12 protein-coding genes are annotated in these 14,262 nt (G+C 57.2%); 6 read left to right on the top strand and 6 right to left on the bottom strand.

Annotation, left to right across the window (positions count from 1 at the left end; genetic code table 11):
- Positions 1 to 125: 125 nt before the first annotated feature.
- From A1355_RS07875 to A1355_RS25115, 5 genes are all read left to right on the top strand, one after another.
- Positions 126 to 1,325: an ABC transporter permease gene (locus A1355_RS07875; RefSeq protein WP_064026736.1), complete on the top strand. Its 1,200-nt coding sequence runs from the start codon at positions 126 to 128 to the stop codon at positions 1,323 to 1,325.
- A 252-nt stretch (positions 1,326 to 1,577) separates the two neighbouring features.
- On the top strand, positions 1,578 to 3,602 hold the full coding sequence (locus A1355_RS07870; RefSeq protein WP_082885434.1) for a TonB-dependent receptor plug domain-containing protein: 2,025 nt from the start codon (positions 1,578 to 1,580) through the stop codon (positions 3,600 to 3,602).
- Entirely contained in the window at positions 3,577 to 4,131 is a 555-nt protein-coding gene (locus tag A1355_RS07865; RefSeq protein ID WP_231883600.1) for a YfiR family protein, read from the top strand. Before A1355_RS07870 ends, A1355_RS07865 begins: the two co-directional genes overlap by 26 nt.
- Before the next feature lie 61 nt (positions 4,132 to 4,192).
- Complete coding sequence (locus A1355_RS07860; protein WP_064026734.1) at positions 4,193 to 4,471, top strand: late competence development ComFB family protein; 279 nt, start codon at positions 4,193 to 4,195, stop codon at positions 4,469 to 4,471.
- Positions 4,468 to 4,683: a hypothetical protein gene (locus A1355_RS25115; protein WP_157197795.1), complete on the top strand. Its 216-nt coding sequence runs from the start codon at positions 4,468 to 4,470 to the stop codon at positions 4,681 to 4,683. The genes A1355_RS07860 and A1355_RS25115 overlap by 4 nt, the downstream gene beginning before the upstream one ends.
- Positions 4,684 to 4,732: 49 nt before the next feature.
- Here A1355_RS25115 and A1355_RS07855 read toward each other — a convergent pair whose 3' ends face one another.
- From A1355_RS07855 to speE, 6 genes are all read right to left on the bottom strand, one after another.
- Complete coding sequence (locus A1355_RS07855; protein ID WP_064026732.1) at positions 4,733 to 5,428, bottom strand: OmpA family protein; 696 nt, start codon at positions 5,426 to 5,428, stop codon at positions 4,733 to 4,735.
- Positions 5,429 to 5,457: 29 nt separating this feature from the next.
- The gene (locus A1355_RS07850) at positions 5,458 to 5,862 is read right to left on the bottom strand and encodes an exosortase system-associated protein, TIGR04073 family (protein WP_064026730.1); all 405 of its coding nucleotides are present in this window, start codon (positions 5,860 to 5,862) and stop codon (positions 5,458 to 5,460) included.
- Between the two features lie 131 nt (positions 5,863 to 5,993).
- On the bottom strand, positions 5,994 to 6,911 hold the full coding sequence (locus tag A1355_RS07845; protein ID WP_064026728.1) for a GGDEF domain-containing protein: 918 nt from the start codon (positions 6,909 to 6,911) through the stop codon (positions 5,994 to 5,996).
- A gap of 351 nt (positions 6,912 to 7,262) precedes the next feature.
- Positions 7,263 to 9,503: a putative bifunctional diguanylate cyclase/phosphodiesterase gene (locus A1355_RS07840; protein ID WP_064026726.1), complete on the bottom strand. Its 2,241-nt coding sequence runs from the start codon at positions 9,501 to 9,503 to the stop codon at positions 7,263 to 7,265.
- Positions 9,487 to 12,105 (bottom strand): chemotaxis protein CheB, encoded by a 2,619-nt coding sequence (locus A1355_RS07835; protein WP_082885433.1) that lies wholly within the window; start codon positions 12,103 to 12,105, stop codon positions 9,487 to 9,489. The genes A1355_RS07840 and A1355_RS07835 overlap by 17 nt, the downstream gene beginning before the upstream one ends.
- 377 nt (positions 12,106 to 12,482) lie before the next feature.
- A complete protein-coding gene (speE, locus tag A1355_RS07830) occupies positions 12,483 to 13,328 on the bottom strand; it encodes a polyamine aminopropyltransferase (protein WP_064026724.1) in 846 nt (281 codons plus the stop codon).
- An 81-nt stretch (positions 13,329 to 13,409) separates the two neighbouring features.
- Between speE and speA the strand changes: the two genes are divergently transcribed.
- A partial coding sequence (gene speA, locus A1355_RS07825) for a biosynthetic arginine decarboxylase (protein WP_082885432.1) occupies positions 13,410 to 14,262 on the top strand: 853 nt, incomplete at its 3' end.

Below are 14,262 nucleotides of genomic sequence, written 5' to 3'. Positions count from 1 at the left end.
TTGCCGGCTTGGGCTTGGACAGCTTCGCTGGCGGTGGCACTGGCGACCGGCCTGGGCTTCGGCGTGTTGCCGGCCCGTAAGGCGGCCGGTCTGAACCCGGTGACGGCCTTGGGACGGCGCTAATCATGAGCTGGCTAGATACCTTAATGCTGGCGCGGACCAGCGTGTTCAGCCATAAGCAGCGCTCCTTGCTGACCGCGCTGGGTCTGATCATCGGCATCGCCGCGGTCGTGATTCTGACCGCGATCGGCCAAGGCATACACCGTTTCGTGTTAGCGGAATTTACCCAGTTCGGCACCCATTTGCTGGCGGTGTTTCCCGGCAAGACCACCACCTTCGGCTTGTCCGGCGCGACGATCAGTACGGTGCGGCCGTTGTCGGTGGCCGATGCGGTCAGCTTGGGCCGGCCAGACAATGTCGTCGCGGCCATGCCGTTGGTGCAAGGCAACGCCCGGATCGAAGCCGGCAATCGCCAGCGCCGCGCCAATGTGTTCGGCGTAGGCGCGGCCTTACCGCAAGTCTGGCAACTCGGGGTCGCCAGCGGCCGCTTTCTGCCCGATTCCGCCGACCATGCCTCGCGGGCTTTCGCGGTGCTGGGCAGCAAGGTGTATCGCGAATTGTACGGACGAAGCAGTCCGCTCGGCCAACGGCTGCGGATCGGCAACGACCGGTTCCGGATCGTCGGCGTCATGGAGGCCAAAGGCCAAATGCTGGGCTTTGACCTGGACGACACGGTATTTGTCGCCGCCGACAAGGCGATGGAAATGTTCGACCGGCAGAGCCTGATGGAGATCGACCTGTTGTATAGCGGCGAAGTGAGCGTGGCGACCGTGGAACAGGCCATCAAACGCCGATTGATCGCGCGGCACGGCAGCGAGGATTTCACGCTGGTCAGCCAAAATCAGATGCTGGAAAAAATGGATTCGGTGCTGGGCGTGCTGACCATGGCGGTTGGCGCGCTGGGCGGAATTTCGCTGTTGGTCGGGTCGGTGGGTATATTGACGATCATGACCATCGCGGTTTCGGAGCGAGTCGGTGAAATCGGCTTGTTGCGCGCCATCGGCGCCGAGCGGCGCACGGTGTTCCGGCTGTTTCTCAGCGAAGCCTTGCTGTTGAGCATGAGCGGCGGCTTGGGCGGCCTCGCGGTCGGCGTCGGCGTGGTGCTGGCGGTGCGAACGCTGTTGCCGGGTTTACCGGTGGAACTAGCCTGGGGATATCTGATCTCGGCGTTTTTTTTGTCGTTGGCGATAGGCGTCGCGGCTGGCGTGGTGCCGGCGATCCGCGCCGCGCGCCTGAATCCGTTGCGGGCGTTACGGACCGAGTAAGCTTGAATTGTCGAATCCCGGTACCGGATAGGCTAAAGCATTCCCTTGGCGCTCGATCGCGCCGATAGTGCTGGGGCGAGTCGAATCGATGGCGTATCCGAAAAGGATTGGAAACCCGATGCGATTTACCAATATTCGCGGCGACGGGGCTGATGATGTTGTTCGGTCTTGGCGCCGTCAATGCTATCGGCATGCCGAAGCGCCGGCTAACGTATAATGTTCGGGTAAATTGCTTACCGAGAGTGATTGGTCATGCGCGACACTGGCGATTGCCGATATTCGATCCTGATACTTTGCCTGTTAGGCACGGCTTGCCGACCGGCCGTCGCCGACGATGGCGGCGATGCTATTAGCTCCACGGCCGAACTGTTGCCGCTGAGTTGGGAGGAGCTGACCGAGCTGGATGTCTCCGGTCTGGCGCGTCGCCAGCAATCGGTCAAGGACAGTCCGGCGGCGGCCTTCGTGATTACCGGCGAAGATATACGCCGTTCCGGTGCTAATAGCCTGCCGGACGTGTTACGGATGGTGCCGGGCATGAACGTGGCGAAAATCAATGCATCCAATTGGGCCGTCAGCGCGCGCGGCTTCAACGATCTATACGCCAATAAACTACAAGTGATGATCGATGGCCGCAGCGTTTACGACCCATTGATCAGCGGGGTGTATTGGGGCCAGCAGAATCCGGCGCTGCAGGACATCGAGCGTATCGAAGTGCTGCGCGGCCCCAGCGGTACCTTATGGGGCGCCAACGCAGTGAACGGCACCGTCAACATCGTAACGCGCTCGGCTCGCGACACCCAGGGCGGCTTGTTGTACGGCGGCGGCGGCACCGAGGAGCGCGGTTTCGGCGGGGTTCGCTACGGCGGCCAACTGACGGACGGCGTACATTGGCGGGGCACCTTGAATGCGGTCAACCGCGATGCCAGCGCGCGGCTGAACGGTTCCGGCGATACCGCCGACTATATGAACGCGCAAAACGCCAATTTTCGGCTGGACGGTCAAACCGGCGAACGAGATCAATGGATGTTGGAAGCCAATGTGGCGCGTTACCGTTTACAGGGTGACTACATCGGTGTGACCAGTATCGATCCGCCCGCTTGGCGCTCCGACGACTTCGGCCGCGACGGCGTGACCGGCAGTCTGCAAGGCGATTGGCGACACCGGGCCGAGAGCGGCCACGATTGGCGCCTGAACATGGCGTTCACCCAAACCGAGTGGACGTTGGCGATGAACCGAATGAGTCGATCGCAATACGTGCTGGATTGGCAGGACAGCCTGCCGTCCGACGGCGCCCACCATTGGCTGTGGGGTTTGAACTATCAAATGATCAACGATCGTTTCGATAATACCCTGACCTTGAGCTTTTTGCCGGGCGAATTCACTCAGCACAACGTCGGTCTGTTTCTGCAGGATCAAATCGATTTGGGCGAAGACGTCAAATTGACGCTAGCCAACCGGGTCGAGCACTTCACTTACACCGGGTGGGAAACCGAACCGAATGCCCGTCTGATTTGGACGCCGGACCGTCGCCACAGTCTGTGGGCGGCGATATCGCGGGCGGTGGTCTTGCCGAATCGAGCCCAGCACAGCATTCGGCTGTACAAGACGATTCCCGGTACCGACCGGTTTTTCGAAGCCATTGCCAATCCGCATATGTTGACCGAGAATTTGATGGCCTACGAATTGGGTTGGCGCTGGCAGGCCACCGACACCATCGATATCGATACCGCGCTGTTTTACAACATCTACGATCGGATGCAGGGCACTCGATTTACCGGCCAAGTTTTCAACGATCCCATTCCCGGCACCTTGGAAGCCACGGTCGGCAACGAGCGGCAAGTCAAAAGCTACGGACTGGAAGTGTCGGCCAATTACAGAGTCAACCACGATTGGCGCCTGCAGGCCTCATACAGCGCCAATCAATTCGATATCGAATACGATCGCAGCCAATCCTGGCTGCGCGATCCGCTGACCGAGCAGCACTTCAATCCCAGTCATCAGTTGTCGCTGCGCTCGCTGTTCAACCTGACCAGCGAAATCGAACTGGACGCCTGGGCGCGCTATGTCGATAGGCTTTATGTGGATCAACGCGAAATACCGGATTACATTACCCTCGATTTGCGCCTGGGTTGGCATCCGCACCGGAATTTGGAGTTTTCGGTCAGCGGCCAAAATTTGCTGGACGCCTACCATCCCGAGTTTAGCGACATTCTGTACATACAATCGGTCAGTCAATTGCAGCGTGGTTATTTTGCCCAAGTATCCTGGCGGTTTTAACCGGTCGGCCTTGGGCGTGCTGGCGCGCTGGCGCGTTGGCTGGATTTCGCTGTTGGCCGTGGCGGCGATTTCGTGGGTCGCGGCCAGCGACAGCGTGCCATCCAATCAGGAGTATCAGCTAAAGACGGCCTATTTGTTTCATTTCGCGGAATTGGCGGAATGGCCGGAATCGGCGCCGGTCAATATTTGTCTGTTGGGCGACAGTCCGCTACGCGACTATTTACCGGTTTTGGAAGGCTGGCAAATCGATAACCGCGTCGTACACGTGTCGCTGGGCGATAACATCGACAATTGCCGCATCCTGTTTTTAAGCGATCTCCAGGTATTGTCGAAGGCGGTCAGCGAATATGCCCGCATCCGCCACGTGCTGCTGGTCAGCGACGTCGAGGATTTCGCCCGCCGCGGCGGCATGGTGCAATTTACGTTGCGTGACAATAAATTAAAGTTGGTGGTCAATTTGCCGGCGGTCAGGGACGCCGGTTTGAAACTCAGTTCCAAATTGTTGCGAATGGCGGAAATCGTGCAATGAACCGCGCTCGTCCGAATCTGGGCTATGGTTAACCTGCATTTGTTTTCAGTCAGGAGTTTGTATGCTCAACATCGTCAATTATTACGAGCAATTGGTCGTCGACCGGTTATGGAAAATGGCCGAATCCGGCGAATTGCCGGAGGGGGGCGGCTTGCGGGAAGACGTGGCTTGCCTGGCCTTGAACCGATTAACGCCGTGTTACGTGCGCAATCCGATCGACAAGGGGATACACGTTGACGACAGCCAATATCAACGAATGACCGCCAACGTCGAGGCGGCGATTGCCGAAGCCGTTAAACAGGTGCTCGATAGGCCGCGAAGCGACCGGGAGGCCTCGTGAGACGGTCGGCTAGGACAGTGGTCTGCTCGACGCTGATGCTGGTTATCGCCGGTTGCGGTTCTGCCGATCAGCCGTCGGACGAGCCACGCGCTGGCGGCGATGGCCGAGCGGTCGCCGAGGCGCTGCAAAAGCCGGTCGAACAAGCCAGGGACGCGGAAAAACAAATTTTCGAAAGTGCCGAACGCCAAAAGCAGGCGGCCGACCAGATGTGATACAGGCCGAGCCCGCGCCCATCGGGCGCGGGTCGGGAGAGTCAAAGGCTTATTTCAGATTGGGACAATCGAGGTATTTGGGATGGCTGGTGGTAATCGTGGCGACCCGATAATCCTGGTTGGGCGTATTGTCTGGACCTTGGCCTTCACCGGTGGCGCTGACGGTCAATTGCTCGGCCTTGGCGCCGTGATCGATCAATAACTTGACCACGGTATCGGCGCGGCGTTTGGACAGCGCCATGTTGTCGTTGGATTTGCCGACAGTGTCGGCCGATGCAGTGACCGCCGCCTTGGCATCCGGATGCGCGCCAAGGTAGTGGCCGAGATGGCCGATGCCGCCGTGATCCGTTTTGAACGGTACCGCGCTGCCGGTTTTGAAATAGGCTGCGACGTGGTGGATCGGCTCGTTCTGGTGATGGTTGTGGCCGTGAACTTCGGTCAACCAAGCGCACAGTTCCTTCTCTGACTGCAATTTATGCTCGGCGGCGGCTCGCGCGGCGGCTTGAGCCTGTTGCTTCTCGTCGATATTCCAATAGTAGCCTTTCTCCCAATGCTCCAGAATGTGATTGGCGGTTTCCAAGTTTTCTTCGGCTTTTTCCTCGTGCAGGATTGACTGTCCGTAATGGCCGGCCATGGAGGCGTCGATTTGTGCTTTTAATTCCGAGGTATCTTGTTTCGGTGTGGTACAGGCCGTCAAGGACACGGCTAAAACCGCGAGTGGCAAGTAAACTGATTGCGTTTTCATGGTGTTCTCCTCGTCGTGGTGGTGCGCCGTTACTCGCCGTCGTCCATCGGACCGTAATGGGTCCAATAGCCGGGCAGGTGCAGACCGAAATAGCGGGTGTCTTCGCTGTAGCGTTCCCAGACGTAGGCCGGGGAGATGAACTCGTCGCTCGGGATCGGCGCGCTGATGAATTCGACGGTACCGATCAAGGTTCGGCCGACGGTGTGGGCAACGCCGCGCAACAAACCCCAGCTCATGCCGACCAGAATATTCTGTTCGCTGCTGATATTGACGATGTTTTTCGGCAGCTCGCCGACGCCCAGCGCCATATTAAAAAAGCCCTGATTAATTTTGTCGGTAAAGTCGTGCAAATAACCGTTTTCGTGTGCGTTTGCCGCCGGTGTCAACAGGAAACCGGAAAGCAGGCAGGTGGTGAGAAATGGATGGATTTTCATGACAGTGCTCCCGTTATGTTGCATAAGGTAATTCCGCATAGCCGCTTAAGCATAGCAGCGATCAACGGAAAAGCATCCGTGACAGCGGATATTTAGGGTTTAGCGGTCGCCAGGGGGGCCTTCTTTTCAGCTCAGTCGCCAGCAACTTCGACCCGATTGCGGCCGTTTTTCTTGGCGAGATACAACGCATCGTCGGCGGCTTGGATGATGGCTTCCAGCGTCAGGAACGGATCGATGGGGCGGCTGCAGATACCGATCGATATGGTCGTCGGTATGTAGCGGTTTTGGAAACGGAAACTATGATTCATCACGGTTAAACGAATACGCTCGGCCCAGGCGACCGAGGCTGCAACGCTGGATTCGCGTAGCAGCATGATGAATTCCTCGCCGCCGTAGCGGGCCACCAAGTCTTCCTCGCGCATTTCCGCGCCGAGGATATTCGCCAATTCCCTGAGAATCTGGTCACCAGCCAAATGGCCGTAGGTGTCGTTTTTCTGTTTGAAATGATCGGCGTCGCACATGACGATGGTCATTCGAGCGTCGGCACGTTTGCAAAACGCCAACTCTTGTTGAGCCCGCATCATAAATGCATTGCGGTTCAGGATGCCGGTCAGCGCGTCGATATTGGCGGCTTGGTACAACTCCTCCTCGGAGCGGGCTTCTATGAAGCGCTTATAATCGATCTTCAGGTATAAATCGCCGACCCGGACCCTATCCAGCAAATCGATGCGTTGCTTTTGGATGCGTTTGCCGTTGACGAAGGTGCCGTTGGTGGAGTTGAGGTCGGCGATAACGATGTAGCCGGGATAGCGGATGAAGGCACAATGTTGGCGGGAGATTTTTGGGTCCGGCACGCAGATGTCGGCATCCGCCCCCCTCCCCAAACTGATTTGCGGCTTGTCTAGTTTGTACTGTTTGCCTTGATGATGCCCCGACAGCATGATCAGGTAAGGCTCCAGCTCGGTTCTGGTCCTGCCGGCTTCCGACAGTTTGGTCACCAGCGTGTTCGCCGAGTCTTGCTGGGTCTTATCCGGGGGAGTGCTGGTCATGGCGGCATTGTAACCCTGTTCCGTCGTTAGTGTTTAAGGGTGTAGTCAAGCATAGGCCAATATTGTAAAACCTCCGGCGTTTGGTGTCTGCATTTGCGCGAAACGGCGGCGCGGCGTAGGTAGCCGATAGAGGACGCGCCAAAACGATAGGCGTTTGGCAGGGACGCTGACGACACTGACGGATAGCATCCATTTTTGCAAAAATTCGGCTTGGCCGGCCTCCCCATTTGAAACCTCACCTCGTCCACCTCGCCGCACGCGGTCCCCATTCCAGGTCAACCTACCCTGCCGCGGGCTAGCGAAACCGGAAAATGGGTCGAAAACGCCGATGAGATTGTCATCGAGAGTCCTTCAACGCTGTTGAAATCGCGGTCCACCATCGGCCCGAGTCGAGCTGAACAGCTTTTCGAAGTCCGCCGCCGGCACCGGTTTCGAGAAAAGGTAACCTTGCCCGTAATCGCAGCCGGCCTGCATTAATAAATCGCGCTGCACCTCGGTTTCCACGCCTTCGGCGATCACTTTCATGCCTAACACGTGCGCCAGCATGATAATTGCCTCGCACAAGGCCATATCGGTGGAATGCGCGGTCAAACCGGACACGAAAGCCTGATCGATCTTCAAGAAATCGATCTGGTATTTATTCAGATAGGATAGCGACGAATAGCCGGTGCCGAAATCGTCCAACGACGTCTGCATCCCGGCGTTTTTAAAAGCCAGCAGTTTCTCGGTAACGGTATTGGAGGCGTCCAGCAACAAGCCTTCGGTAATTTCCACCGCGATGCACCCGCCCGGCAAACCCAGACGCTGCAAATGCTCGAACCAGTCGCCCAACTTGTCGCTATTGTTGTGAAACTGCGCCGGGGATTTATTGATACTGATCTGGAATTGAGCACTGTGACGATTGCGCCAAACCGCGACTTGCTCGGCCACTTGATGAAACACCCAGGAGCCAATCTCGGTGATCAGCCCGGTGTCTTCGGCGATGGGAATAAACTCGGCGGGATTGACGAGGCCGCGAGTGGGATGTTCCCAGCGGATCAGCGCTTCGGCTTTGCGGATTTCTCCGGTAGCCAAATCCACGATCGGTTGATACGCCACCCAGATTTGCCGATCGGCCAACGCGTGGCGAAGGTCGTTGGTCAGCCGCAAGCGAATTTCGGCGGCTTCCTGCATTGCCGGCGTAAAGTAACAAAACCGGCTGCGGCCCAGCTTCTTGGCGGCATACATGGCTTGATCGGCTTTTTTCAGTAAATCCTCCAATGAGTCGGCATCGTCCGGATACAGGGCGATGCCGATGCTGACGGAGATGTAGCAACGTTCATCCTTCAATTTGAACGGCGCCGTCATGGTCCGCAGAATCGCCTGCGCCACCCGATCGATGCTGTTAAGGTCTTGCAATTCCCCCATGATCAGCGTGAATTCATCCCCGCCCGGCCGCGCCAGGGTATCGGTCTCGCGGATGCAGGCCATCAGACGATGCGTGGTTTCCTCGAGCAAACGGTCGCCCACGTCGTGTCCCAAGGTATCGTTAATGTCTTTGAAGTGATCCAGGTCCAAGAACATCAGCGCCAATTTTTGGTGGCCGCGGCGGGATTTTCCAATCGCGCGTTGCAAGCGATCCAGAAACAGACGCCGGTTAGGCAGGCCGGTCAAAGGATCGACGTTGGCCTGTCTGTGAATGATTTCTTCCGCTCGGCGTTGTTCGGTGATGTCGGACGACATCGCCACCCGGCGAACGATTTGGCCGCTGTCGCCGTAGACGGTGCTGATCGATAAACGCGCCAGAAATTCCTCGCCGTTTTTGCGGCGGTTCCAAAGCTCGCCTTGCCATTGGCCGGTTTGATGCAAGCTGTGCCACATCGCCTGAAAAAACGCCTGATCTTGGCGACCGGATTTCAGCAATGAGGTGGATTGCCCGATGGCTTCGTCGGCGGAATATCCCGTCAGCGAGCTAAACGCCGGATTGATCGCGACAATGCGGTTGTCGGCGTCGGCCACCATAATTGCCTCCGAGAGCGCCAGGTAAATTGTCGCGGCCAACTGTACTTCTTGTTCGTTGCGTTTGCGCTCGGTGATGTCGATGACCGCCGCCAGACAGGTTCGATTTTTCCGATCGGCAATCGCCTCGATAGTCACCCAACGGGAAGTTCCGGCCGCTGCCAGAACGATCTCGCAATGCCGCGCGGCGATTCCGGCAAACACCTGCTCCAGAAATTGATCGAACACAGGCCGAAATTCGCCGGCAACGAAATCTGCGAAGCGTCGCCCGTCAACCGTGAAGCGCTGCAGCTTCAATAATTGTTCGCCCTTGAAATTGGCTTGCTGGGTGCCGCCGTCGTCGCCTAACGTAAAATAGGCGATCGGCGCGAAATCGAACAATTCCGCGTAGCGCTCCAACGCTTGTTCGGCAAGGCCGCGGGCTTCCCGCAACGCTTCGTTTTGAATTTCCAGTTCGATCTGATGCACTTGTAACTCGTGCAGCGAGCGGTCTTGCGGATCAACCGGCATGTCCGGCGCGGTATTTGCCAACTGCCGTTCGGCTCGTTGGCGCAGCTCGACTTTCTTGCGAATCGTGTCATTCCGATTTTTCATGGCTGTTCCTTAATTCGGCTTCCAGCTTCTTGGTTTCGGAGATATCGATAAAGGTAATAACCACGCCGTCGATCAAATTGTCCTGGGTCCGGTACGGCATGATCCTCACCTTGAACCAACGTTCGTCGCTCGCTCTGATCTGCTTTTCCACGAACACCAAGGTTCGCAACACTTCCCGCGCATCCTGTTGTAGATCGGGATAGTCCAGATCGGTGACGATGTCGGACAACGGCCGCCCCACATCGGCGGCGATCAACTTAAACAAATGGCCGATGTGACTGGTAAAACGGCGGATATTCAGCGTGCCGTCCAGGAACACCGTGGCGATTTCCATGCTATTTAGCAGATTGTTCATGTCATTGCTGGCGCGCGACAAATCGTCGACCTTGATTTGCAACTCGGCATTGACCGTTTGCAGCTCCTCGTTTAACGACTGCATCTCTTCCTTGGAGGTGGTCAATTCCTCGTTGGTGGACTGCAATTCCTCGTTGGTCGATTGCAGCTCTTCATTGGCGGATTTCAGTTCTTCCTGCGAGGTCTGCATTTCCTCGCGCAGGGTTTGTAAATCTTCCTGGGTGTGCTGTAGCTCCGCCTGAAGCAAGGTCTGCGCCGCGTTCGGCGATTTGCGCGACACTTTACCGGCCGGCGCAGCGGCAACGTCGGTAAACACCACCATCAACATGCCCTTTAACGCATCGGGTTTGTGGATGGCCTGCACCGACAAATTCACGGTTTGGCCGCCGCTGTCGTTAGCGACCGTCAGACCGGCGACCTGCACCACGTCGGTTTCAGTTCTGGCCTTTTTGAGCGCGCCGATCAGTTCGTGCCGCAAACCGTCGCGGGCCATCGCGTGGATATTCCAATTGGCCTTGCCGGCGGCAGGCTCCAGATATTTACCGGTGCGTCCGCTGATGTAAAGAATATCGCCATCGGCGTTAACCAAGACCGCCGCCGGAGCGAAGTGTTGCAACAGCAATTGATCCGCCAAGGTTTGCAAATTGGCGATAGGCGGGTGTTTTTCGGTATTTTCGATCATGGATGCGACGGGGAAATATTTGGTCGGGAAATCGACGTTCAACGGGAAAGGCGTATCGATGCGCCGATAAAGTCTTAATTTATGGTCGGTCGCGCTGAACAAATGACTGGCATTCCCGATCGTTTCGGCGTTGCCGAGCGTCAATATCCCGTGGCTGGCGAGCGTATAGTGGAACAGCAAAATCAGTTTTTGCTGCAATTCCTGACTCAGGTAAATCAGTAGATTTCGGCAGCAAAGCAGATCCAGCTTGGTAAACGGCGGATCCATGATCACGTTGTGCGGCGCGAAAATCACCATCTCGCGAATGTCTTTTTTGATGCGGTAGCCGCCGCCGTCCACATTAAAGAAGCGGCTAAGCCTATCCTCGGACACCTCGCCGGCGATAGTCGCGGGAAAGAAGCCTTGCCGCGCCTTGTCGATGGCATCCTGATCCAGATCGGTGGCAAAGATTTGCAGCTTGAACGGACGCGGGCTCTGGCTTTCCGCTAACACTTCCTTGAAGATCATCGCCAGCGAATACGCTTCCTCGCCGGTCGAGCAAGCCGGCACCCAGGCCCGCAAGGCCTTGCCGGCCGGATATTCGGCCAACAGCGCCGGAATGACCTCGGTCTTTAGCGACGCCCAAACCTCCGGATCGCGGAAAAAGCTGGTGACGCCGATCAGCAATTCCTTGAACAATAAATCCAACTCTTGAGGATTCTCGCGCAGATAGTCCGCATATCCGGCGATCGCGTCGATTTGGCGCAAACCCATGCGCCGTTCGATACGGCGATACATAGTATTTTTTTTATACAGAGAAAAATCGTTACCGGTACGATCGCGCAGCAGAATCAGGATTTGTTCCAGCGAGCTGCGGCTCTTTGAGGCCGGCGCCGTTTCAGGCGTTGCGTGCAAACCGCGCGGACTGTGCTTTAGATAAGCCAGGATCTTTTCCCACAGTACTCGCGGCGGCGCTACGATATCCGCCAAACCGGCGTCGATGGCGCTACGCGGCATCGAGTCGAATTGCGCGGACTCCGGCGACTGCGCGACCGCCAAGCCGGCATTCTCCTTGATCGCGCGTAAGCCTAGCGTACCGTCCGACCCCATGCCCGACAAAATCACGCCGATCGCCCGCTCGTGCTGATCGTCCGCCAGCGCCTTGAAAAACGCGTCGATCGGCAATCGCAAGCCCCTTAGCACCCGAGGTTCGAGCAAACGCAGTTTCCCGCGCTGGATCGACAAATCCTTGTTGGGCGGAATCACGTATACCCAATCGGGCTTGACGGGCATATGGTCGCCGGCCTGAATGACGGTCAACTGCGAGGCGCGCTGCAACAATGCCGGGAGCATGCCTTGATGATGGGGATCGAGATGTTGGACGACGACAAAGGCCACGCCGCAGGCGGCCGGAACCTCAGCAAAAAATTGTTCCAAGGCTTCCAGCCCCCCCGCCGACGCACCGACCGCAACGATAGGCGGCGTGCCGCCGCTATCGGCACTTGGCGGGGTTTTGGGCGCCGGGCCATGGCTGACGGCTCGCGTCAACGCATCGGCACCTGAATGGGTTCCGGGAGTGTCGGCCATGTTTTAGCTCGCTTGGAAATAGATGAATGCAGAAGGGTCAGATACTACATTGCCGTGATCCCTTTGCGCGAGTCCGCCGATAGCTGTTTGTAAAGCTCGCAAACTCTTTTAGTCACCCGCCCGAAACAATGGCAGAACTTAACACGGTCATTACGGTGGATCGGTACGTTAACGCACATATCGGCCGACGGCCGACACGCGACTCAAGCAATTTCCGCTGGCGGTAGACGAGCAGGTTTCAAACGACGCGGCTTGTTGGTTGGCAAGGGAGGGAGGTCTAGCTTCGCATCCAGTCATGGTGCTGGGCGTTGATTCGCGGAGATTTCAGCGGCCGGCCCCATTGGGGACCGGCGCGGAATGGCGGATGCCGGCCGGTGTTAGGCCAAGGCTTTCTTGAAAAACTCGGGGCAGGCCAGGCTGGCTTGGTGGATGTCGCTATTGTAATAAACGGTCTCGAACGGCTTGGCGGCGGCGTCCGCTTCACGGAACTTGGCTAGATCGCCCTTGCCGGCCATCGTCGCGCTCCACCAACCGGACGGATAAATACATTGCGGAAAGAAAATGGTTTGCAGACTGCCGAAACCGCCGGCCTGCATTTCCGCACGCATTTCTTTCAGGATTTTCATATGCAACAAGGCCGATTCGCTTTGTTGAACGACAATACCGTTCTCGCTCAAGGCCCTGAAACAATCCCTGTAAAAATCGGCGCAGAACAAGCCTTCGGCCGGACCGACCGGGTCGGTACTATCGACGATAATGATGTCCACGCTGCCGGGCTCGGCGTCCTTGACCCATTTAATGCCGTCGATGAATTTCAAATCGGCGCGGGGGTCTTGGTTGGATTCGCAAAGTTCCGGGAAATAAATCTCCGCCAAGCGGGTAACGCGTTCGTCGATGTCGATTTGCACCGCTTGCTCGACATTCGGGTGCTTCAACACCTCGCGCAACGTCCCGCAATCGCCGCCGCCGATGATCCAGACTCTTTTCGGGTTGGGATGGGTGTAGAGCACCGGGTGACTCATCATCTCGTGGTAGAAAAAATTGTCGCGGGTCGAGACCATCGTGCAGCCGTCGATGACCATCAGATTACCGAATTGTTCGGTCTCGTAGATTTCCAGAAACTGAAACTCGGATTGCTCCTCGTGCAGCTTGCGTTTGATTTTCAATGAAAAGGCGGAGCCGGATGGCTCTTGCGCTTCGCTGAACCAGGTGGCGTCGAGCATGTGTTGTCCTCAAAAAGTCATAAAATTCGCGGCATTATACTTTAGAATTGCCACCACTTTATGACAGCACGGGGAGCTTAGGTGCCGACATCCGCATGGTCGATTGAACAGGCCAAACAGCTATACGCGATCCAACAATGGGGCGACGGCTATTTTTCGATTAACGACCGGGGGCATGTCAGCGTCAAACCGAGCGGCGCTAGTCAGGTGGAAATCGACTTGTTCGAGGTAGCCGGAGCCTTGCAGGACAAAGGCTTGAGTCTGCCGGTGCTGATCAGATTCACCGATATTCTGCCGGACCGCATCCGCCGGCTGCAACAAGCTTTCGACCAGGCCCGTGCCCATCACGACTATGCCGGCCGCTATACGCCGGTGTATCCGATCAAGGTCAATCAGCAGGGCAATGTCGTCGAAAGCATCGTGTCGGCCGAGCATATCGGCCTGGAAGCCGGCAGCAAGCCGGAGTTGTTGGCGATTTTGGGGTTGGCCAAGCCCAACGGCACCATCGTCTGCAACGGCTACAAGGATCGGTTTTATATTCGGATGGCGCTAATGGGCCAATTGATGGGCTTGGCGGTGTTCATCGTCATCGAAAAACCGTCCGAACTGGAACTGATTCTGGAAGAAGCCGCCAAGTTGCAAGTTCAGCCCCTGATCGGCCTGCGGGTGCGGCTATCCACGATCAGCGCCGGCAAATGGCAGAACAGCGGCGGCGAAAAATCCAAATTCGGTTTGCACGCCAACGAGGTCCTGCAATTGGTGGCCCGTCTGGAGCAGGTCGGCATGCTCGATTGCCTGCGCTTGATGCATTTTCACATGGGTTCGCAAATCGCCAATATCCACGACATCAAACTGGCATTGAAGGAAGCCGGCCAGTTTTACCGACAATTGCGCGACTTGGGCGCCAACATCACCACCGTCGATGCCGGCGGCG

The organism is Methylomonas koyamae, from assembly GCF_001644025.1.
GTDB lineage: Bacteria > Pseudomonadota > Gammaproteobacteria > Methylococcales > Methylomonadaceae > Methylomonas > Methylomonas koyamae_A.
This window is presented reverse-complemented; position numbering and strand designations above follow the sequence as displayed.